The following is a 22,115-nucleotide window of genomic DNA, read 5'->3' as shown; positions in this document are numbered from 1 at the left end:
TTTTCCGAGGTTCAATGCCGAGGGCGCGCCAACCCGACGCACCGATCGCCCATGATACCGCCCTTGGACTGGCCTGGTCGGGGCACTTCTGTAGGAGCCGATTCATCGGCGATCCGGCGCTACCTCTGCGCAGCAACCCCAACCAACCCCGCACGCCCCTCAGCCAAACACCAAAGCCCCCGCTGCGTCATCGCCCCGATCGCATCCAGCGCCAACGACATCTGCGCGCAATCCAGCTCCTCGGATTCATGCACCAACTCAGCCAACAACTGGGTCACCCCACGCGAGTACTGCAACCACTCGGTGGCCTCGTTCAAAAGCTCATGCGCATTGGCATCGGTTTCCATAAGCACTGCCTGCTCCTTGTCTATTCGCCGCGCGTTCCAAACGCGGCACGCCGTGCAAGAGCGCGGCGTGCCGCGGCCCATCGGACCCGCGGTTTCGCCGGCTGTCCGTGACCGGACGCCGGGCGGCTGATTGATGAAGTGGGTGGCGGCGTCAGCGCGTTTTCCTGGCCCAGCCGGCTACGCGCCGGGTGCTACGGCCAAGAAAAATCTGATGTAGACGGCGAACGCCGCGGTTCTTCAATCGTGTCTACGTGAGGCGCAGACGGCCCGGTTTCCGCTGGGGGTGTCGCCGTGGGGGTTTGGCGGGCGAGCGAGTGCCGTAGAATGGTGGGCAGCCATTATCAACTCCTAGAGTAGTTGGTTTGGTTAGCGGGTCAGGGGTGTTCCTAACGCACCCTTGGCCCGCGCTTCTCACCGCATCGAGCGATGGTTGCCCGCGACGTGTTCTTGTCGATGACGCGGGCAACGATGTGACCCTAGCAAAACAATTTAGGGTTGTCTGTAGGATCGCGACAACGACATGGTTGCGCTGTTAGTTCTCGCTGCGCTCTAGCCGCTCTTTCAGTTGGCGCGCGCGGTCGTTCGACCACGCTGCCCATGCCTGCGTGACCAGTGGGTGTCGCGCTGTTTCCTCCCAGATCTCGCGAGCGACGACTAGCGCTTCGCGATCATCCGTATTAGGAATTGCCTCAGATTCCAGAGCTGGGGCCCGTCCACTCGTTGCACCCGGCACCCAGCGCATGGGCGCCATGTCATAGGCGGGCGCAATCGAGAGCAGTGGCTCTGCGTCGTCGGACAGCAGGAAGGAGAGGTTGCCCATGTGCATATCGGTGTTCGCCAGTAGATGGCCAATGGCGGCGAGGTGGCGAGCATGTTCAACCTGTTCATCGCCGACTGCACCACGTCGCTGCAGATGTTCCACCGCAGTCACCCATCCATTCTGTGGCCCGGTGTATCCGAAGGTTTGCGCCAGCGCGCGCAGGGACGCCATGCCTCGGCGTCCACACGTGCCGATCCTGTCGAAGCGAGTCGTTTCCAACCAGATGCGGTCGTCGTAACGCCACACCATCGTCGAGGCGGCGCTCATGCCGTTGAGGGTCATTACCTGGGCAGCCACGGCTTCAGTAACCATGATGTCGCCCCAGCGCTGTGCGGCCGGATCGTCTGTGAGGTAGGGCGAGAACTTGACCAACACCGGTCGCAGCGGTCGCTCCTGGCCATCGTCGACGACGGCCGTAAACTTGGGTTGCTCGCCGTCCGCCGAGGCGCCCACCATTTCGCCATTGAGTACCTTGCCGGCTCGCTCGGCATAGAGGTGCTGACGTTGAGCTGCAGGCACGGCTGCATCGGCGGCCACCGCGATACGCGCAAGGCCCAGGTTGCCGCGCGTATCCCACGGTTGCTCCAACGCGGCCTGGATGACCTGATCTTCGCTCCATGCGTTGACGTCCACCGTCCAGCCGTGTGCGGCGGCGTGTTCACGCACCCACGCGCGGCCGACGAATCCGGCTGGGCGGAACGGCTCCAGGTACCAGGGCAGGCCTTGGAAGATCCCCGGCGTTTCCTCGCGCTGCCCTAGCGTTATCCACGTCGGCGCAGCTGGCTCGGGAGCCACTCGCCATTGTCCGGCGGCTAATCCGGTAAGGGTCGCGACGGCGCGGTCGCTCCCATCTTCGCGGCGGAGCATGATGGATACAGGGGCAATCTCCGGACGGCGGAGGGCGTAAGTGCGCCTCGTCGTTTTCCCCATCGCAAGCACATCTGGCTCGGCCTTCAGGGCGCGCTGGATGCTCCGTTCGGTGCCGAATTCGTCCGCCAGGCGGGCGAAGAGATCTGCTGAAGGCAGGGCCCCCCATCTCGCCAATACCCGGGTGATTGCTGACATTGAGACTGCCACCTTTGTCGGAAGACAGGTGCGGAAAAAGCTTTGTGAGTCAGCAGTCTACGGGTTATTTGTCGGAAGACGATTTTTACTATGCTGTTTTATTCAGCTTATGTTTATATTTTTGGGCTCGCGAAATACACCGTTCCCGATGTTCGCGCGGGCGAACCGGCAAGCATCCCCGCCTGCAGCGCCTTGCTGTTGCGAAGCTTGGGCGTATGGGTCTGTTAGCTCAGGAGGGAACCGCAGCTTTGCTTGCCACCCAGGCGGAGTCCGCCGCGTCCGCTTCGCCGTCGCTGTAGCTGTATGCCCAGCAGCTGTGCCTCGCGCCGTAGGTCTGGCCGTACGGGTCGTCCATGACGGCCTTGATCGTGGCAGCGATGTCAGGCGTGGGTGCAGCGGCTGTCTGTGCCTTCGTGATCGCCGGCACGGTCGCGGCCAGCGCGAGGCCAATGATAGCGACGAGTTGGGGACCGATAGAGACTGCCATGTCAATTCCTGGCGAGCTGATGCTTGGGGTTGAACAGCGTGCGACGTTGTCGGCAGCACGCTGAGAGTTGTCGCTCTGTCATCAGACCGAGAGCGCGGGGACGTCGACCTTCTTCAGCAACCGGGCGGTGAAGTACTTGTCTTCGTAATACCGGATCTTCTCGCACATCACCGGATGCGGAATGCCCTCGTAGAGGAACACTTCCTTGTCCGTACCCATCGCCTTAAGTTCCTGCGGGAGCATCAGCGCACGCTTCTCTTCCGAGTGGCTCTTCGAAACATCACCCTTCTTGCTCTTGGTGATGTTCTCGCGGCGTACCGTGGTGTAGCCGAGCATGTCGGAGTAGTCGTTCGCATCCTGCTGCTCGCGCGGTGCGAAGACGATCTGCAGTGCATGGTTGGTAATCACCGTACGCGACACGTCCTTGCCGTACGTCGCATCCAGCTGCGCCATGCTCTGGATGATCGGGAGCAGGCGGATGTTGTAGCCGGCCATGTACGACACCGCCGAAGCGATGATCTCCACCTTGCCGATGGACGTGAACTCATCCATGAGCAACAGGCACTGGTGCTTGAGCTCCGGATTGTTCTGCGGCAGTTCCTTGGTGTTGAGGTTGATCAACTGGCTGAAGAACAGGTTCACGATCAGGCGGCTTTCGGCCAGCTTGTTCGGCTGGATACCGATGTAGATCGTCATGCGTTTCTTGCGGACATCGGTCAGAAGGAAGTCGTCCTCGCTGGTCGCGGCATCCAGCACTGGGTTGATCCAGGCGTTCAGCGGTTCCTTGAATGTGCCAAGGATCGAAGCAAAGGTTTCGTTGGCCTGGGACAGCATGTTGGCGAAGGCGGACTGCGCGTTCGCGCTCAGGAAGGATTCCTTCGACAAGGCGGTGTACAGCTCACGCAGGTCAGTGCCATCGCCGGACGAGAGGCGATAAATCATGCCAAGTGTCGGCTTGCTTCGGACGGCAAGCGGGCGCTCCCTCATATTGTCGTATTCCCACTTCTCGCAGAGATACAGCGAGAAAGCCATGAAGGCGTTGCGGGCCTGGCTGACCCAGAACTTCTGGTCGTCCGAGCCGTTGGGGTAGAGCATCGAGGCAATGCTCATGAGATCGGAGACACGGAAGGCAGGATCCTTCGAGACATAGCTCAGTGGGTTCCAGCGGTGCGTGCGGCGGTCTTCGGCGAACGGATTGAACAGGTAGATCTCCTGTCCTTGCGACTTGCGCCAGCCGCTGGTCAGGTCGAAGTTCTCCTGTTTGATGTCGAGTACGACGATCGATTCCTGGTAGTCGAGCAGGTTCGGGATTACCACCCCCACGCCTTTGCCCGAGCGGGTCGGGGCGGCGAGGATGACGAACTGCTGGCCGGGGAGGCGGACCAGGTCGCCTTTGTACTTGCCGACCAGGATGCCGTTGGGAGCGGGTGAGAGCATCTTCTGCTTGCGCAGGTCGCCGCCGTTGGCGAAGCGGGCATCGCCGTGGATGGCCTGCTTCGGCTTCTTCGCGAGGAAGTGCAGCACCACGAACCAGAGGATCAGTGGGATCGCGAAACCAAGCGCGCCGGCCGTCTCGATTTTCCACGCGAAGGGCCGGACCTGGGGCAGGTTGAGTGCCCGTACGTATTCGTAATACGTCGCCAGCCGCAACGGAATCTGTCCGAGGCGGAGGAACAGCAGGGTGAGATAACCCGAAAGCAACTCACCCGCGACGAGAGCGACCACGAAAAGGCCGATCGCCCAATATCCCCTTGTCTTACTCATGCGCTATCTACCTTTCCTTTGCTTCTGGGAATCACAAGCCGTGCGAGGGCTGTGTCCTTTCCTGGTGGGTTGGCATTTGCTGGCTGGCCACCTGGGCCTGCTGCTGCGCCTGTTGGGCGGCTTGCTGCCACTGCATGCTGCTTTCGGCGACCGACGTACTGGCAGCCTGTTCGGTCGGCATCTCGGCCATGCGCTTCAACGGCGAATCAGGGACTCCCTGCACGGCATAGATACGTGAGGCATCGTCGCTGAGCACGGCTTTGTCGATCCGTTCGAGACCATCCTGTCTTGCCTTGACCACGAGGCTGCCGGCGACGTTCTCGCTCGCGACGTCAGGGTGGCGGCCGTGGGCTCGGTCCAGCTCGTGAACCGCCTCTCGCGCCTGCTTGAAGAGCGGGTGGTCGGGGTGTGCAGTGTGATCGAGCGATACGCCAGGCTTGTCGTGTTCGAACCAGGTGCCAGGGTGGGTCAGGGTATTCCAGGCGCCCTGGGCCTTGTGCTCGACCGCGTGAATGCCCTCGCCGATCTCGTGACCAACGTGCTGGACACCTTGCTTGAGGTGGTCGAAGCCCTCTTTCGCTTCATGGGCCACTTTCTGCACGCCGTGCTCGACGGCGAGAACGCCCGCACCGATGGCTTCCGCTGCGCGATGCTCGACGGCGTCTTTCAGCTCTCCGATTGCTTTGGGAATCTCCCACGCGGCAGACAGGCCCATGCGGATGCCCGCAACATCATTGCGATAGCGGTCGACCATGCCTTCGTGCGCCTTGTACCGCGCCTGGTTCTCCGGATTTATGATGGACTCGCCAAGCAGTTTGCTGTTTGGCACGAAGTTATCGATGGCGTGGGAGTCGAAGTCGATCGCCTTGATTGGATTGCGCGCGCTTAGGATGCCGCCGTCGTCGCGATAACCGGCATGCGAGAGCGTATCAATGTCTTTCTGAGCCGCGTAGATGCGAACCTCGCCAAAATGCGGACTCGCTGCACTGACGACATCGCCTGCGCGGACATGGTCGATTACCTGAGATCCGCCCTCGGGTACTCCCTCGCGCAGGCCAGCGGCGCCATAGGCATTGAACGTCTCGCCTTTAAGCCCGTATTTCGATGCGTTGATCTCTGCGAGCGTCCCCCCAAGCGAATGGCCGGTCACCGTCACCTGCAATGGGCGATGGTGGAGATCGGCGTCCACACGGGCTTTCTCCAGGACTCGCTCGGTGAATGCCTCGGAGTTCGCCGTCTGAAGGTTCACCCCAGCCAGGACCATACCTGCGTCAACGCCCCCGTCCTGGACAGGTTCGCGGTCGAACTCGGTGCCGCGGTAGGCAATGACGATTTCACCCGTGTCCATGCGCTTGTAAGCGGTGGCCTGAAACCCCGTCCGCGGATTGTTCTCCACGTCGATGGCCTCATAAGTGATGCCGCCCAGTTGCTTGGGCTTATTCAGGACCGGATCGTGATAAGAGTCCTGGGCCAGTAAGGCGTAATCGGTAGAGGAGAGTGTCATGGATGCTTCTCCTCGGCTTGGACGGTGATGGAGAAGGTCGCGTCTGCCTCGTCCTGGTACTGCGTGCGGTCGGTCTCGCCGGTATCCACGCGCTCCATCTGTGTCGTCGCGTAGGAGCGGTTGGAGTAGTAACGGGTGACCGGCTTGCCCTTCAGCAAGTCGTCATGGAACAGAGGTGCGCTGAAGTCCACTTGCTTGACGTACAGATTTGCGCTGGCAGCGACAACCGACCAATGACAGACGCCCTTGCCGTAGTAGTCCTCGTCCTGAAGAAGGTCCGCGTAGATCTCACCCTTGTAGACGTTTCCGCCCGAGTGGGTGAGCACGATAGGTACCCGCTTCTCGGGCGCAACGGTGGCACCGGTGACAGGCGTGAGCGGCACACAGTTCTCGTTGCTGACGCGGTAGTCGATCACACCTTCCACGCGGTCAAAGGGGCCGGGCGCATTGTCCACCTTGATGGTGATTTCATAGCGCATCCGCGGCTGGGGGTTGAGCTTGACATCAGGCTTGTTCATGGCGGCACCGTAAGCGGAGTAGGCAGAGAGGGAGAGTGCCGCGAGGGCGGCCGTGGTGCGAAGGGAGATCATGGGTCGCATGTGCTCCTAGCGGCTCAGGGCGTGTGGGGAATGGGCGGGTGGCGCCTCGGTCTGAGACGGCGGTGCTATCGTCTGACTGATGTCAGCCTGCTGGGACGTGTTCTGCGTGACGGCTTGATGCCAATCCGCACTGCTGCGTTCGATGGATGTGGCGATGCCTACCTCAGTGGGGACCTCGGCGAACTTCTTGAACGGGGAGTTGGCCTCACCCTGCACGGCATACGAACGGCTGAAATCGTCATTCATGACGACCTGGTCGATGCGATTCATACCAGTGCGTCGGGCTTCGACCGTTAGTGCGCTTGCCAGGTTTTCGCTCATCTGATCGGGCTTGCGTCCTGTGGACGCGTCGACCGTGTGAACGCCCTTGAGCGCCTGCTGAAACATGGCGTGATCGGGATGACTTGCCTCTGTGAGCCTGGGAGGATGAAGCAGGCAATCGAGTTGGGACGAACCCGTGCGGGATCCCCACACCGCGTCGGCGCCGTATTCCGGGACCATAGCCAGGGCACGGGCTCCGGTGACGGCATCTCGTCCAAGGCGGCTCGCGCCGGCGACAACAGCGTGGGACGCCTCAAGTGCGCCACGCCCGGCCGCCTGTGCGGCGGGCGCAGAACGCTCCGCGAGCTCGTGGAGATCGTGCCTTGCCTGCTCCGCGTAGAGCTGGCTGCCGCGGACGGCAAGGGTAGGCACAATCATGGCGGGGGACTGAACGGAGTGCGTGACAACCTCGCGCGAGGAGAGGACATCTGATCGGTACTGGTCGATGATGTCGCGGTTGGACCGGTAACGAGCTTCGCCTTCAGGACCGATCAGCGGCGTCTCGCCATTCCTCGGGATGAAGTTGCTCATGGAATGGGAGCTCAGCGCTATCGATTTGACGGTCGTACCAAAGACAGTCGGTTCGACTCCACCGTAGCCGGCATGCTTCAGCGCGGTAACGTCATCGGGTGTTGCATAGATTTTCACTTCGCCGAAATGCCGATTGGCCGCGCTTACCGGATCACCTGCCCGAACATGGTTGATGACTTGGTTGCCGCCTTCTGGCGCGCCCCTGATCAGGCCGGTGGCGCCGTATGCGTTGAACGTTTCTCCACGTAATCCGAACCGTGCAGCATTTGCCTCCGCAAGGCCTCCGCCCAGGGAGTGCCCGGTGACGGTCACGTCCACGGGATTGCCTGACGCTTCGGAAAACGCCTTGGCACGGTCCAGGACGTCACGCGTGAACATTTCCGATTCATACTGCTGTAGGTCGAATCGAGATGCGGCCATGCCCAGATCGATGGCGCCGTCCAACAGATCATCGGTGCCACGATAGGCAATGATTATCCTGCTGTTCTGCATATCGCGATAAGCCGTGGCGTAGAAGCCCGTAAATGGATCGCCGGCAGTATCCACGACTTCGTACGGGTGACCACCTCGTATCAGCTCTTTTCCGATCGGGCTGGGGGTGTAGCTGTCGATGGCGAGGAGTGCGTACTCACTGGTCCTTCCGCTCATTGCCTGATCTCCCTGGCAATGACGTTGACGGAGAAGGTCTTGGGCGGATCGGGATACGCGTTGCGGTCCAGGTTGCCCGTATTGAGCATTCGCGTCCGCGTATCGTTATACGACGAGAACGAGAAGTAACGCGTTGCCCCCGCTGCGTTGAAGAACTCAGGATTGAATAGCGGAGTGACGAAGTCCATCGTGCCGCGGCTGGCCTTGGCGCTGACAGCCACCAGCGACCAGTGGCATATACCCTTCGAGAAGTAGTCCTCCTCTTTGATCCGGTCGACGTAGACATCGGCTTCATACGTCGCATCGGTGATACGTTGCAGTTTTAGTTCGATACGCTTACTGGGTAGGATCGTCGCGCCAGACACAGGTTGCTCAGGAACGCAGTCGCGGTTGGTGACTTCGTACTGTGCCGCAACGCGAATGCTGTCGAACGGACCAGGAGCGTTCGCAAAAGTCACGGTAATCGCGTAATGCATCTTCGGATGCGGATTGAGTTCGATCTTTGGGTCTTCCATGTTTCCACCACATGCAGTCAGTAAGAGACACAGGCCGGGGACGGCGACCTGCACGATCTTTCGGAGGCCAGTCGAACGGGCTTTCCAAGAAGAGGCGCTAGGGACGAATCGCGCGATAGGTTTGAAGCGGTTGGTGTTCATAGGGGCGAAGCCGGGTCAGGCACCCGTGTCCTCGGGATTCAGGCCCATCGAGTACTCCTCGATATCCTTACCGTCGACCCAGCCGGTCGCGCAGTCGCCGGTGTAGTGGTCGTCGGGCTTGAGCGTGCAGGCGGTGCCGGTGGCGGGGCGTTTCCACTCGACGGGTGTGTCGGCTCCCTTGCAGATTTCGTTCGCCTTGCAGTTCTTCACGGTTTTGGTGGGAACCGCCTTGACCAACGCGCGAACGAGTACACCTTCCCGACGCTGAGTCGCCTGGATGCAAAGCAACTGGTGCTCGCCGACACGGGCGACGGGCCTGGCCGAGGCTGCCTGGAAGTTGTCCTCGAGCGTTGCACCCTTCGCACCGGTGACACCGCCGAAGGCCATGTTCGATGTGCAGTCGTCGTTGACGTCCACGGCAGTGTTGTCGATGGTGCAGGCGACATTGCCGTACTTGTCCTTTCCACACGCCACCTTTGAGCCCGGTGACGAGGTCTGTAGCAGGGACTGGTAGACGTGGGCATCCGGCGTCGCCGCGAAGGCGGGGGCTGAGGCGATAAGCAAGACCGCGATCAGGCCTTGTACGGTGGCCGCCCAGCAGAAGGAGTGGTTCTTTGTGATGGTCATCGGGTGATCCACTTTCAGATTCGGGGAGCGCATCAGACGGTCGGACTCGCGGCCTGCGCCGGCGGTACCTGCGTCGGCGCGGTCGCTGCAGGCTGCGGAGCCTGTTGCGCCGCGATCTGGAGGGACTGCCGACCGCTTTCTTCCAGCGACGTGTTTGCAGCCTCCTGCGTGGACGCTTCCGCGACCTTCTTGAAGGGCGAGTTGAGCTCGCCTTGTACCGCGTAGACCTTGCTGGCGTCATCGTTGAGCACGGCGTGATCGACGCGAGTCATACCCTCGCCAACCGCTTTAGTGGTCAGGACGCCGGCGATCTGGTCGCTGCGCTGGTCGGATGTCCGTTGATGCTGTGCATCCAGGCGATGCACGGCGTCGCGGCTTTGCTGGTATAGCGCGTTGTGCGGATGGCCTGTGCCGTCGAGTCGAGGCGTGGCCGCGTGCAAGGCTTCCTTGGTCGCAGGGCCTACGACGCCGTCGGGCTGCAAGCCATGCGCACGCTGGAAGCGCTCGACTGCCGCCCTGGTGTGCGCGCCGAAGTCACCGTCTGGCTGGATCTTATGGCCTTTTTCGTCCTGGTAGCCGAGGTGCTGCAGCGACGTCTGCAGGTTGCGGACAGCATCACCCTTGTCGCCTTGGCGGAGTGCGGCTTCATGAGCGGGCGTGGCATGCGTCGGTGTGGCATGCGTCGGCGTCGAGTGGTCGGGCGTTTGTGTCGAGGGTGTCGCGTGCGTCGCACTGGAATGCGCCACGGCAGGGGCCGACGCGGTCGGGGCATCTGAAGCCTGACCATGCAGTGGCTCACGCACGCGAAACGCCGGCTTCGCACGCAGCGCGCCGACGATCTCCATGTTCTTGCCATCCCAGTAACCGCCGGGGGTGACGTTCACCTCGGCGGGTCCTGAGCCGACCTGTGAGCCGATGAAATGGATATGACCCTCGGCGTCATAGCCCTTGAAAATGGCGACATGCTGGCCCGAGCCGTGCTTGTCGCGGAACATCAGCACATCACCGGGTTGCAGCGATCCGCTCTTCTGGTGGGCGTCGGCACCAGGAATGACGTCGAAGTGTTTGTGCGCGTAATCCGTCGGCGTGTTGCCCTGAAACAGGTCGTGGGTGCCGAACGGCGCGGCGGGAACGCCATAGCCTGCGTCATGCATGCCGCGCCAGACGAAGGACGAGCAGTCGACCCCGAGACGGCCGTCATGGTCGTTGTCCTGCTCGGTACGGCTGCTATCCGTATGGCCATCGCCGCCATGGTTGCGCAGCGACATGTCTGGGCGGCCGTACTCGTACTGGCGGCCGGACTTGAGGAAATGTTCGTTGGCTTCGGTGTAGATGTCGCGGCTCATACGGTGTCTCCGTCGAGGAGCGCCAGGTGGCGCTGCGTATAGCGAGAAGTCACGGCGTCCATGCGCTTAGCGACCCTGCGCCGGTGTGTCGGGCGCGTGCGGTGGCGGAGCGGCATCCTGGGTCTGTCGTTGGCTTGCTTCGGCAGGGGCGGGGGAGGGGGCTGCCACTTTCGCGATCTCGGCTCCGCTCTGTTCGATCGGCGTACTGACGGCCTTCGCCGTATCCACCTCGGCCGTGCGTTTGAGGGGGGAGTTGAGGTCGCCTTGCACGGCGTAAGCGCGACTCCCGTCGTCACTCAGCACGACGTGATCAATCTTCGTCAGACCCTGGCGTTTCGCTTCGGCGGTGACGGCGCCGGCGAGCTGGTCGCTCTGCTTGTCGGGTGTGCGGCCGACCTGCGCATCCAGCGCGTGCACAGCGGTACGCGCCTGTTCGTACATCGCGTGGTCCGGGTGCATGGGACTGTCCAACCGTCCCGACTGCGCAGCACGCTGGATGGCGTCCTGGTGCTTGGCCTGAGCGATGGCCTCCATCGTGCGTGGGCCTGCCACGCCGTCGGCTGGCAGGTGATGATCGCGCTGGAACGCTTCGACCGCGGCACGCGTGCCTGGACCGAACGTGCCGTCGGTGTGGAGTTCGCCGTGATGTCCATCGGTGTAGCCAAGTCGGGCGAGGCTACCCTGGAGCAGGCGGACGTCTTCGCCGCTAGCGCCCTCCTTGAGCAGGGCGGCCTTGTCCGCGTCGTGTGTCGGATGCACGGGCTGCGGCTGGCCGACATGGCCCTCGGCGAGGCGATGCATCACCTCGGGTGTGAGGCGTTGCTTCCAGTCCTCGAAACGGTGCTCGCGATCTTCCAGGCCGTTGTACTTGCCGTTGACGGCTTTGGTCGCCGCACGGACGTCGTCCCTGGCGCTTTCCGGTACACGGTTCTCCCAGTACCAGACGGCGATCTTCGATGCGTGCTGCGGGTCGGCCGCCAGCTCCGGATGCTTGACCAGATCCAGGTCGAGCGCTTCGCCGGCGGCGCGATAGTTATCCTTGCCGGTGAGTTGAATGTAGCCACGGCCGTGGTACTTCCAGCCGTCACCCGGTTCGTTGTTGCCGTTGCGGCCGCCATACATCAGTTCCGCGAGCTGTTCGGGCTTGCCCATCAGGGCCTGCTTGCGCGCTGCGTCCAGCGTGTCGGGGCCTTCGCGCCACGCCGACTGGACGGGAATCTGCGAGATATTTCGCGTATAGCGAAAGCTCTCCTCGAGCCGGTTGAGCCCGTTGGATTCATGAGTGACCTGGGCCATGAAGTTGGCCAGCTCCCTCGGGTTGGTCATGCCCGCCGCCGTAGCGTCGGTCAATACCTGGGTTTCACGATCAATCGCCATGTGTAGCTCCTGGTTGACTCACTTGCTTTGATGCGTCCCCTGGCTTGGCAAATCCGCCGTCCGTGGCGGAAGCCGTTAAAGATGGATCAGTGGCTTGGTCCTGCGACGTGCGGCGCGTGGGGCTGTGGCTGCTGTTGTGCGGGCTGCGCCACCTGCTGCGACTGTTCCTGCACAGCGGTGCGGGAAAGCTGCTCATCGGCGACCTGTGTGCTCTGCGCCAACGGGGTATTCAATCCGCGTAGCACATCGACTTCGGCGAACGACTTGAACGGGGAGTTCAGATCCCCCTGCACCGCATAGAGTTTGCTGGCATCGTCGTTGAGCACCACGTGATCGATGCGGCTCATCTGTGCGGTCACCGCGGATGCCGTCAACGAACCTGCCAGCTGGCCGCTCTGTAGCGTCGGCTCCCGGCCATGCTCGCGATCTATGCGGTGCACGCCAGCCTCCGCCTGCGAATACATGCCGTGTGCCTGGTGTTTTGGATCGGCAAGGGTGGTAGTCGTTGGCCTCTGTTGGGCTTCCTTCAGGGCGTCCAGCGTCTTGGGGCCGGCGACGCCATCGTCCTTGAGTTGGTGGTCGCGCTGGAAGGCTCTCAGCGCTAGTTCGGTGTTCCCGCCGAACTTGCCGTCGGTGCCCAAGGGCGTACCGTCGGGACTGGTGTAGCCTAGCTTCTGCAGTGACGTCTGGAGTTCAGTCACGTGGGTGCCTTCGCCACCCTTGCGGAGATGGTCGCCCTGCAGCTGTGTCTGTCCATGAGTCGGCCCATGCGCCTTGCCTCGACCCTGGACGTGTTCGGGCTCCGCGCGACCTTCTGCCAGGGCGATGCCCTTGCGCATGGTCGGCCCGTTAGCAATGTCGATTAGATTCTTGGCGTAGTCCGGGTCGGTGGCGTAGCCGGCGGCCTGCAGAGCCTGAGCTTCCTTGACAAGGTCGCCTTTCACGCCGGGATCGAGAAGCCCGTGCTTGGCGTACGTGGGATTCTCCTGGACGAACTTGATCCGATCCTTGATCGAGTCCTCGTACGAGTCGTAGACGCGGAATTTCGCGTCCTCCATGACCTTGTGCCGGTTCCTGAATTCCGGCACTTCGAATGTCTTCGACTCGCCGTGCCAGCCGGAGTCAGCCTTGATGTTGTAGAGGTTGTTCGTGCCGTGCAGAACCTTCTGGCCCCAACCCGTCTCCGCCGCGGCTTGTGCGAGAAGGAGTTCCGCCGAGACGCCGGTTTCGTCGGCAACCTTACGTACGGCAGGATAGATGTCGGCAATGAATTGTTGTTGTGGTGTCGTCATGGCTACGGTCCTTGTGGTTACTTCGACGCATGAGCGGGGAGGGTCACCGTGAACGGAATCCGCTTATTGGGATCGCTCATGAGGAAGTACTGGCCGGAGATCTTGATCTGACCTTTTTCCTCATGAAAACCCTCGTTACCCTTGTCGACCCACGACGAGTAACCAGCGTCCACGCCGGGAACGTCCGCATCCTGGTTCGCGACGATCTTCCCGGTCGTGGGGGAAAGCTCCACCACGTTGAGCAGCGTCTGCGAGATCGATGTTCGCTGGCTGGTATCGCTCTGCACAAGAACGAATAGCGAGCCACCCATCGCGAAACAGTGCGTGGCGCGATTCTGGTACCAGTCCGAGGGCAGCGGAATGGCCGTGATCCAGCGCGGCTGCTGTGTCTTGGCATCCTTGAAGTAGACGAAGGCGCGACCGTCAAGGCCTTCCCTGGTGGCGTCTCCGGCGACACATTCGCCGCCCTCGATCGGCGTCGAGCCGTATGCGGTGAAACCCTTCGGTAGCTTCGCCGCGGCCGGCAGCTTGGTCGCAACAGGGACGGCCTCGGACGCGTGCCCGAGGAGGGGTAGGACAGCCAACTGAGTAGCCAGGACACCCGCGAGCAGGAGCTTGCTCATTCGGCGAGATGCGCGCAGGGGCGCGTCGCTGGCATGCACCGGCTTGGAACGGTCAATCGTCATGTGTAACTCCTGTTTGATTTTCGGGGTGGCTTTGCCTCCTGCTGGCCGATCCCGCCATCCGGGCGGGGTGTTGCTAGCTGTGCCTCAGGGTAGTGTCACTTCCGGGACCTTGCCCGGATCGAAATCCGCGAACGACACCGTGCCGAGCTCCTTCGCGGTCAGGTGGACGTATTTTTCCTTGTCGGTGTCCGTATCCATGACCTTGCGCACCACAGACGAGACGAACCAGTCATTTTTAGCACCTACGTATGTGAAGGTGTACTCATCCGTCCAGCGTTCGCGGCTGCCGCCGCCGATGACGATCGTGAACTGCCCCTTGCCGATGCGTGAGTACGCATAGGGGTCACCAGCCAGGCCGCCGCAGCGCGAGCAGGGGACAATGCGGTCGTTCTCGGACGCCCTGTGGAGCTGACCTGCCGCGTCCCGCACGAGGAGAACGACGCGGCGAGATGGGCCCTCGCCCAGTTTCTCCGTGGCCGTCGCCGGAGGATCCAGCACGAGCAACACGTCGGAGCGTCCCTCCGCGGTCAGATCGCCCCTGATCGACTCGAGGACCTTTGCGCCATCGGTCGCAAAAGCTGTCAGGTCGTCCATGGCGTCTGCTTTGACATCAGCGATGGCAGCTGGGTGGCTATGGGGTATCGCATAGGGGTTGGAGCTCTGCGCACGCGCAGTCGCAGTGCAGCCAAGACAGGCGAGGACGAGCAAGCGGAGTGCGTTACGCATCGCGACGGACCTGCCATGCCTGCAATCAAAGACTCCCGTGCGTTTATCTTTACAGACATGCATTCCCCGGGTCGCTCGCAAGCGAGCGCGCCGTGGTGCGACGAGACTTTCAAGCATTCCAAAGCGCACGAACAGCTGTACTCCACGCTGCTTATTACACGGCACAGTTTGTGCCCTTGTTGTTACAGAGATCCATAGCTTTCTTGTCTCCTCCTGCGTCTTTCCGGCCCTGAAATTCATAATCTCGGCTAGGCGCCGTTGCCAATGTCGGCCGCATTTTGATGGCGAGTGCCGGACACGTCGGGCAGCGACCCTCCACTCCAAGATCCCGGAGGTTGCCCCTGCGGTCCCAGACGACATCGGGCATATGGCAAGGTGAACCATCAAGTTACTGAATGCGAATCGGATAGTCGCAGTGGGAGTAGTACACACGGCACGTACTGTTTTTCGCCTTGCATTTCGCCGTTGCCTCGCTGACTGCTTGTGGCTCGGTCGCACCTCCCGTGACGTTGAACAACTTGTCTCCCACGACCATCGCGATACATCCGTTAACCATCGAAACCTAGACTTTACAGTCGACTCCTCCCTTGTCTTTGCAGTCTTCGAGGGCACCTCGCTCGGTATCCTTTGCAGAGCGCCGTCCGGTCGCTGTACCTAGCGTTCCGGTACCGTTGTCGACGGCAGTCGACTGCCAAACGTTCTTCCAATGGGGCCTGTCTGTTGCGGCGTCGGGGCCTGCTCTTGTTCATCACCAGGGACGGGGGCGCAATAATTCCAGCCTTGGCCGACGACCGGATACTGTCCAGGAGGGCAGCCCTGGGCGAACAGCGAAAGCGGCATCGCGCAAGAAATGAGTAGGGACAGAGCTAGCAATACATTCTTCATGGCTGTAGTCAATTCCTCCTAGCTAGCGTTTCGTTACATCGGGCTGCGGGACGTGCGGACTAGACGATGTCCGGCCGTTAAATCCCCCGCCACCGCCCTCGGTAATCCGCTGACCGTTGGGGGCGGCAACAATCGGCGAGGCACCACCACCCCAAGACCCAGGCGGCTGCCCTTGCGGCCCAGGCCGCTGAGCGCCACCAGAGAACACCGAGTACGACGAGAAGCCGCCCAGCGTGCCCTCGAAGAACATCGCAGCCATCGGCACCGAGATGATCAACGTTGTCTGCGAGATTTTTCATTTGACTTGGGTCGGCAGCTCACACGCAGAATAGTAAACAGTGCACTGACTGTCCTTGGCTTCACATGCAGCCATCGACTTTTGAACCGCTTCGTTCTTAGTCGCGCCTCCTCTTGTATTCAAGAAATCCTTACCGGTGACCATCGCCACACACCCATTTATCTGCGTGATGTCGACGGTACACGCGGTGCCGCCTTGACGAGCGCACTCCTTCGTCGCGGCCCTTTCAGATTCGCTTTGGGAAACGGTGCTAACCGCGGCGCCAAGAATTCCCTTCGCGGGATCGATTGCTAGCGAGAGCCACTTGTTCTGCGCGCGGGGTGCTGCTGATTGGCCATTCGCCGAGTCGTATCCTGGTACGGGTGCGCAATAGCTCCACCCTGGGCCGGAGATTGGGTATTGGCCAGGCGGGCAGCCAGCTTGAGCGCGCGCTGCGATCGAGGCGACGAGTAACAGCAATAGCGAAATGGACCGAATTACTTGAATCATGTTGCTTCCTTTACTACGGAGCGGGCGCTGGCTTGATTTCATCCCGCGTTGAGGCTTGGCTTGCCGTCGGCCCTCTCGCAGCGAAGTTTTGCACTCGAGTCATGCCCGTGTCGCCGGTTGGGGTTGTCGCAGGAAGCGTGTGTGTTCCCCACGATCCCGGTGGCTGCCCCTGCGGTCCGGGTCGTTGGGCTCCCCCAGAAAACACCGAGTACGGCGAGAAGCCGCCCAACGTGCCCTGGAAGAACATGGCAGCCATAGGCGGCACGGAAATAATAAGGGTAGTAAGTAGGAGGCCAATGCCACCCTGCTGCAGTGCGAGCGTACTGAGGCCCTCAGCGTCGGTCCCCAAGAGCTTATTCGCAATCTTCGCGCCCCAGATAGCTTCGTTCACCGCAATCATCAGATCGAGGACCATGCTGGCCACAACACTGAGTAACGCCATGGAGAAGATCGTACCTATGCCATACATGAGCCAGCGACTGAACAGGCTCTTAGTCTGTTCGAATATCAAGCACAGGATGAATAGTGGCCCAAGGCCGATAAAGAGGGCGATCGCGAACTGATAGAGCAGCAGCATTGCGCCCGCAGCCATCGGCGGGCTGGCGGTGCCAAAGGCGGCAAGAAGCTCGGCACGGGACTTGGCGTCCTGTGATTCCTGGTCGCCCGGTACGACCTGAACGGCACTGATGGCGCCGAGCGCAAGCTGCGTCCAGGCTAGGTTCTTGTCGATAGCATCGGAGGTCGTTTCATTCTCAGTACCCGTGAATAGCTGATGCACCTGCTTGTCGAGGGTATTGGTTAGGAACGTGTGCAGGTCGGTTCCGGCAAATCCCATGGTCGTCGCAGCACCGACGATCACGACGATTCGTCCCATGCTAATCACGAGGCCCATAAGCGGCTCGCGCATCTGACCTGTGAGTACGCGATACCCCTGAACAAGGATCCAAATCGTGACAAGGATCAGCGCTACAGCGCTAACCCATCCGGCAACTCGACCCATCATCGCCAAACCGAACGTCTCAATCTTATTGCTAAGAAAGTTGTATATGAGTCGATAGTAAAGATACGCGGTAACGTCCTGCATGTTCCCTTATCCCGTTGACGCACTGGTAGCGCGTCGTGGTAATGCGCGATGTCACACGCGCTATGGTTCCGTTCGTTATTTGTTGATGCTCAGCGCGCCCTGGAGCGCGGCAGTGTTGACCAAGGTGCCCCAGATGCTCGGCTTGCCGCTCATCGCGCGCTTGCTAAGTACCGTCTGTTGCTGCGCGAGCAGGCCCAGCTGTATGTCGTACTGCGCCATGGCGGTCTGCCATTTGTCTTTTGCCAGCTGCATGTTGCTGGAGTAGCGTTGGGTCTCGAGGGTGAGGCCCTGGGTGTTCCCGGGGGAGTTTCCGAGCTCCGCGAGTCGCTTGGCGGTGATCTGCAGGAAATTATCCGTGTCCATCCGAAGCGACCCGAGATAGGCAACCGTGTCGTTGTACTTTCTGTTCTTCGTTCGGACCATTTTTACGCAGATCTTCTGCTGTTCGCCCACCACGTCGCCATCCGGGTTGATGGCCGACGCAAGGGCAGAGGTGACACTGTCGACGATGCTCGTCGGCGAAGCGCCAGGACACATCTCTTCCACGCCGTAGTCGGCGTCGACGACTTTGAAATCTTGTTCGATGGTGAATAGATCGAGGTCGAGCGCCCTTAGCTTGTTAAGCTGCTGCTGCCAGAAGGCGGCCTGAGCGGCGTAATGATCCATGACATCCGTGTAATGCTTCACGGTCTCGCCCCAACGAGCGATTTGCTCGCCATAGTTCTGCAGGGCGTTGGTGATTGCCGCGATGTCGATGACGGGAAACCCGGTGGCCCGCGCGGGCTCGACATGAGTCGCCGATGCGACCGTGAGAGCCGCAGCGATGATCGCCCTTAAGGCGTGATGGCGGAGCTTCGCGGTGTTTGACTCTATCTTCATGAGGTTTCTTCCAGATGCGGTCGGCTGGGGGTCACGCAACACGCTTGGATGACGTGGGTGTGGGTCGGGGCGACGGATTTCCTTTGCCGCTCCCCTTTCGGTTTTCGTAGAATGCTTCGAGCCACTGCTCAGGGCGAAGGTCATCGGTAGAGACACCTTCGGTCTCGGCGGTCGCCTGGAGAATCTCGTGCATGATCTCGATGTTGTCGGTGGACGCAGAGATCACGGCCAGAGCGTTATCAAGGCCGCGGAGATTGAGTTGGCAGACCGCAGACGCGTGGCCTTGCTTCACAAGAAAGCAGCGTGAGCGCTCGTCCAGGCTGACGACGACCTGGTATTCCGCTTCCGTCAGCTTGAGGCCGTCAACGTAGTCTTCGCGGCTGGCATTCGGGTTCGGCAAGAGAATCATCGTGGCCGTCTGCTCGATGAGAGCGGCCGAGATGTCGCTCGCCAGGGCATCCTCGGGACTTTGTGTCGCGAAAATGCCCATGCCGTTCTGCTTACGAATGGTCTTCTGTTTGTTCTTGGCGAATTCCTTGAGACCACCCTTGCCATCGAGGATCTTCCAGAACTCGTCCATGACGTAGATCAGGCGACGGCCGTCGATCAGATACTCCAGACGATGCAGGAGATAGTTGATGACCGGCGCACGCACCTCTGGGTTGTCGATGATGTCTGTGTAGTCGAAGCCGATGATATTGGCCTTCGTGAGGTCCACGGTGTCGCGCGGGTTATCGAAGACCCAGCCGAGCGAATTTCCGGACGTCCACTTGCGCATGCGTATGAAAAGGCCGTCGTCCCCCAGGTTGGGTAGGCCCTTCTGAAAGTTGGTCATGCTTCGAAGGTGCATCGGAGTATCCAACATGTTCTCAACGGCGCGGAAGATGTCTTCCTCCTCGCGCGAGCTGTAGACACTCTTTCCCGCAAGCACCTTGATCAGGTTTCCGAGGAACTGGACGTTCTCTTCGTTTCGTTCGCACTGGAAGGGGTTGAAGCCCGTGGGCTTGCCGTTCTCCAAGGCCAGGTAATTCCCGCCGCAAGCACGTACGAAGATCTCCGCGCCGCGATCTTTATCGAAGAAGAAGATGGTCGGCGACGGATCGAGCTTCTGTACCTGGCTGAGCAGAAAGTTGATGAGCGCCGTCTTGCCCGTACCCGACTTACCGATCACCATCGTGTTTGCGATGGCTTTCTCACCGAGTGAGTTCTCCGCTGGATGCGTGGCATGGAAGTTGAAGTAGTACGGCTGGCCATTGGTCGTCTGGAGCGTGGTGACGCAGTTTCCCCACGGGTTATTCTCCTTCTTGCCTGTCGCGAAGTTGTGCAGCGGGCTCAGGCCAAGGAAGTTCAGGGAGCTGACATTGGCCAGTCGGGTGCGGTACTTCCAGTTGCAGGGGAACTGTGCGTAGAACGCGGCGGTAACAGCGAGGTCTTCCTTTACCGTGACAAAGCCGGCATTGGACAGCTCCGCACGGGTGGAGGCAATTTGCTGGGAGAGGGCTTCCTGGCTTTGTGCGTAGATCGCGATGGTGAAGTGATACTCGCCCAGAACGAAGTTGCCCGAGGCAAGTTGGTCCATGGCGTGGTCGAGTTCGATAATCTGGCTGACCGCTTTGTCGCCTGACGAAACCATCATGCCCTTGGTCCGGTCCAGCGCGGTCAACGCGACCTGCCTTCCCATGGGCGTAAATGAGTGAGTGATGACGTACTCGAAATCGAGGTACTTCAGACCGTTCAGGATGCCGGGGTACGTGCTTTCGACATACTCCTTCAGATTCAAGATGGCGCCAAAGTGATTTTTCCCGTCGGGCGTCGTTAGGACAAAGTCCCCGGTCTTGGCCGAGAAGCGCTGCCGGCTGACAGGGAGATAGTCGTAGATGGGCGCTTTCAAAGCCGGCACGGGCTCATCGAGGCGATTCAGGATGTAGCCGAAGACTTCGAGGATTTCAGAGAAGACAACGCCATTCGACGCCTCGTACAGACCAAGTCGATAAGGGGCGTAGTCCTTTAGGACGGCTTCGACGTTACCTGCGAGTTCGAGGATCTTCGTAATCGCCTGAGCCTGTTCCTGCTCAAGGCGTTCGATATCGGCGCTTTTTTCTACCCAGCGCTTACCTTCGACCACGGGACGATAGATCATCGTCAGATAGAGCTCGTTCTGCATCAGCTTCTGGCCCGACAACGACGTGTAATAGTCATTTGAGAGGCTCTGGTTGAAAGCCTGGTCGAACTTCGAGCTGTCGCGGATCGGGCGACGGCGACGAATATCGTGGACCCAGAACGCCACGTTGGTGTAGTCGGGCGCTCGTAGCGTCTGCAGCATTCGGTTGAAGCTGTTGTGGCGGTGTTCGATCTCCCATTCTTCACGCCCGACGAAGGGCAGACCATCCAGCCGCCATACGAGCAGGTAATCACCGCCGGTCGTCTTGACGACGGTCGGCGAGACGTGGCTCGAAAGCGTGATGTGGGCGGAGATGGGTGCGTCGGGCGTGAACATGTTGGCGATACCGTTGGAAGCTCAAAAGGCCCTGGCATGGATGCCAGGGCGGGATACCTATTTCTTGCGTTTGCCCCGTGAAGGGTCTCGATAGTTATTGGGCGTGAAGACCCACATGCCGTCGTGGTCCGGGACGTTCCTGACCCGCGTCTTGAACTGAAAACGAAGCCCGAGAAGACGGAAGATCATCTCGTCGCGCTTCGCCATTATGCGCATGATGAAAATGACAACGGGGATCAGGAGAAGGAAAAAATAGTTGAAATACATGGCCAGAAGGAGGCACGAGCCCGCACCCATGAAGAACGGGACGTAGGGCACGCCCATGAACATGGGCGGGCGCGTGCAACCGCGGAACAATGCATTCCTATGCATGGAAGTGCAGAAAGTGCATGGCGGCATTCATGGCGTCGATGGCCATGCTGACGCCGGTGCTGCCTGTGTCCTGGCAGGATCCGCTCGTCTGGGTGGTGTCGTTGCCGACAACCGTCTTGGCGATCTGGGCAGCTGCTCCGATGAGTACGCCACCGATCAGGGCCGGCGTTACGTCGGAGATCCGCTTGTGCGCGAAGGCGATCTGGTATCCGGAGAAGATCACCGCGACAGTGACGACGACGATGGATGCGGCATTGAGGATGCCCTTGATGCTCGAGAAGAACCCGCAGACCTTGTCTTGCGTGTTCTGGGCGAACGCTAGCTCGGGCATGAGGCAGAGGGTGAGCACCGCAAAGAGGGCGACCGTATTCAGGAGCGGGTGCCTGGACTTCGCGATGGTGGTGCTGAGGGTAGACAGGGACATCTTTCGGTTCCTTCGTTACGGTTGAATCGAAAACAGACGGCCATCACGTGCCGTCCATGTTTGGAAAGCTGCGGTCCGCGCAGCCAACGGTGCTGTGGCGCCGCCCGGTATCCTTCCGGCACGAGCCTGCAAGTCAGAATACGAAGGCACCGTCGGTACCTCCGTTGCGTAGGTCGGCGTTGTCCGTTACTGGTCGCTGCGGCGCCGGGGTTGCCTGCGGGGCGACGCCTTGTACCGGATCGTTTGGGCCACGAACCTGGGGAACGAAGACGTCGTTGGTCCCCGTGGGCTGGGGTAGTGGTTCGTTGCCGCCTGGAGACGACGCTGACACACCTATCTGTGACATCACGGCCGCCGTACCGGGATCGGTCCGGATCCGCCCCGACGGTTG

19 protein-coding genes are annotated in these 22,115 nt (G+C 60.8%); all 19 read right to left on the bottom strand.

From position 1 onward, the window contains the following. Positions 1-119: 119 nt before the first annotated feature. Positions 120-347 carry a hypothetical protein gene (locus C8J98_RS11645; protein ID WP_107913350.1) on the bottom strand — a complete coding sequence of 76 codons (228 nt, stop codon included), beginning with the start codon at positions 345-347 and terminating at the stop codon, positions 120-122. Positions 348-879: 532 nt separating this feature from the next. After that, on the bottom strand, positions 880-2,232 hold the full coding sequence (locus C8J98_RS11640) for a HipA domain-containing protein (protein WP_107913349.1): 1,353 nt from the start codon (positions 2,230-2,232) through the stop codon (positions 880-882). Between the two features lie 229 nt (positions 2,233-2,461). Then, positions 2,462-2,719 (bottom strand): hypothetical protein, encoded by a 258-nt coding sequence (locus C8J98_RS11635; protein WP_107913348.1) that lies wholly within the window; start codon positions 2,717-2,719, stop codon positions 2,462-2,464. Positions 2,720-2,800: 81 nt separating this feature from the next. Continuing rightward, the gene (locus C8J98_RS11630) at positions 2,801-4,483 is read right to left on the bottom strand and encodes a type IV secretory system conjugative DNA transfer family protein (protein ID WP_107913347.1); all 1,683 of its coding nucleotides are present in this window, start codon (positions 4,481-4,483) and stop codon (positions 2,801-2,803) included. 31 nt (positions 4,484-4,514) lie between these two features. Then, complete coding sequence (locus tag C8J98_RS11625; protein ID WP_107913346.1) at positions 4,515-5,987, bottom strand: XVIPCD domain-containing protein; 1,473 nt, start codon at positions 5,985-5,987, stop codon at positions 4,515-4,517. Next, positions 5,984-6,577: a hypothetical protein gene (locus C8J98_RS11620; protein ID WP_107913345.1), complete on the bottom strand. Its 594-nt coding sequence runs from the start codon at positions 6,575-6,577 to the stop codon at positions 5,984-5,986. The genes C8J98_RS11625 and C8J98_RS11620 overlap by 4 nt, the downstream gene beginning before the upstream one ends. Positions 6,578-6,592: 15 nt before the next feature. Continuing rightward, positions 6,593-8,086 carry an XVIPCD domain-containing protein gene (locus C8J98_RS11615; protein ID WP_107913344.1) on the bottom strand — a complete coding sequence of 498 codons (1,494 nt, stop codon included), beginning with the start codon at positions 8,084-8,086 and terminating at the stop codon, positions 6,593-6,595. Next, complete coding sequence (locus C8J98_RS11610) at positions 8,083-8,601, bottom strand: hypothetical protein (RefSeq protein WP_107913343.1); 519 nt, start codon at positions 8,599-8,601, stop codon at positions 8,083-8,085. Before C8J98_RS11610 ends, C8J98_RS11615 begins: the two co-directional genes overlap by 4 nt. Positions 8,602-8,757: 156 nt before the next feature. Further along, positions 8,758-9,369 carry a hypothetical protein gene (locus tag C8J98_RS11605; protein WP_107913342.1) on the bottom strand — a complete coding sequence of 204 codons (612 nt, stop codon included), beginning with the start codon at positions 9,367-9,369 and terminating at the stop codon, positions 8,758-8,760. Between the two features lie 32 nt (positions 9,370-9,401). Then, entirely contained in the window at positions 9,402-10,715 is a 1,314-nt protein-coding gene (locus tag C8J98_RS11600) for an XVIPCD domain-containing protein (protein WP_107913341.1), read from the bottom strand. Positions 10,716-10,781: 66 nt separating this feature from the next. Then, the gene (locus tag C8J98_RS22040; protein ID WP_158272685.1) at positions 10,782-12,092 is read right to left on the bottom strand and encodes an XVIPCD domain-containing protein; all 1,311 of its coding nucleotides are present in this window, start codon (positions 12,090-12,092) and stop codon (positions 10,782-10,784) included. A gap of 86 nt (positions 12,093-12,178) precedes the next feature. Further along, entirely contained in the window at positions 12,179-13,384 is a 1,206-nt protein-coding gene (locus tag C8J98_RS11590) for an XVIPCD domain-containing protein (RefSeq protein WP_107913340.1), read from the bottom strand. Between the two features lie 17 nt (positions 13,385-13,401). After that, on the bottom strand, positions 13,402-14,070 hold the full coding sequence (locus tag C8J98_RS11585) for a hypothetical protein (RefSeq protein ID WP_107913339.1): 669 nt from the start codon (positions 14,068-14,070) through the stop codon (positions 13,402-13,404). Between the two features lie 84 nt (positions 14,071-14,154). Then, a complete protein-coding gene (locus C8J98_RS11580; RefSeq protein ID WP_107913338.1) occupies positions 14,155-14,664 on the bottom strand; it encodes a hypothetical protein in 510 nt (169 codons plus the stop codon). Positions 14,665-16,481: 1,817 nt separating this feature from the next. Continuing rightward, on the bottom strand, positions 16,482-17,552 hold the full coding sequence (locus C8J98_RS11560; RefSeq protein WP_107913335.1) for a type IV secretion system protein: 1,071 nt from the start codon (positions 17,550-17,552) through the stop codon (positions 16,482-16,484). A 75-nt stretch (positions 17,553-17,627) separates the two neighbouring features. Continuing rightward, the gene (locus C8J98_RS11555) at positions 17,628-18,473 is read right to left on the bottom strand and encodes a hypothetical protein (protein WP_146171632.1); all 846 of its coding nucleotides are present in this window, start codon (positions 18,471-18,473) and stop codon (positions 17,628-17,630) included. Then, the gene (locus C8J98_RS11550) at positions 18,463-20,928 is read right to left on the bottom strand and encodes a VirB4 family type IV secretion/conjugal transfer ATPase (protein ID WP_107913333.1); all 2,466 of its coding nucleotides are present in this window, start codon (positions 20,926-20,928) and stop codon (positions 18,463-18,465) included. Before C8J98_RS11550 ends, C8J98_RS11555 begins: the two co-directional genes overlap by 11 nt. 57 nt (positions 20,929-20,985) lie before the next feature. After that, the gene (locus tag C8J98_RS11545; RefSeq protein WP_107913332.1) at positions 20,986-21,300 is read right to left on the bottom strand and encodes a VirB3 family type IV secretion system protein; all 315 of its coding nucleotides are present in this window, start codon (positions 21,298-21,300) and stop codon (positions 20,986-20,988) included. Next, positions 21,293-21,724: a TrbC/VirB2 family protein gene (locus C8J98_RS11540; protein ID WP_107913331.1), complete on the bottom strand. Its 432-nt coding sequence runs from the start codon at positions 21,722-21,724 to the stop codon at positions 21,293-21,295. The genes C8J98_RS11545 and C8J98_RS11540 overlap by 8 nt, the downstream gene beginning before the upstream one ends. Positions 21,725-22,115: the final 391 nt, after the last annotated feature.

The sequence above is a fragment of the Luteibacter sp. OK325 genome (assembly GCF_003050935.1).
Taxonomy (GTDB): domain Bacteria; phylum Pseudomonadota; class Gammaproteobacteria; order Xanthomonadales; family Rhodanobacteraceae; genus Luteibacter.
Note: the sequence above shows the minus strand (reverse complement) of the source record. Positions and strands in the feature narration are given on the sequence as shown.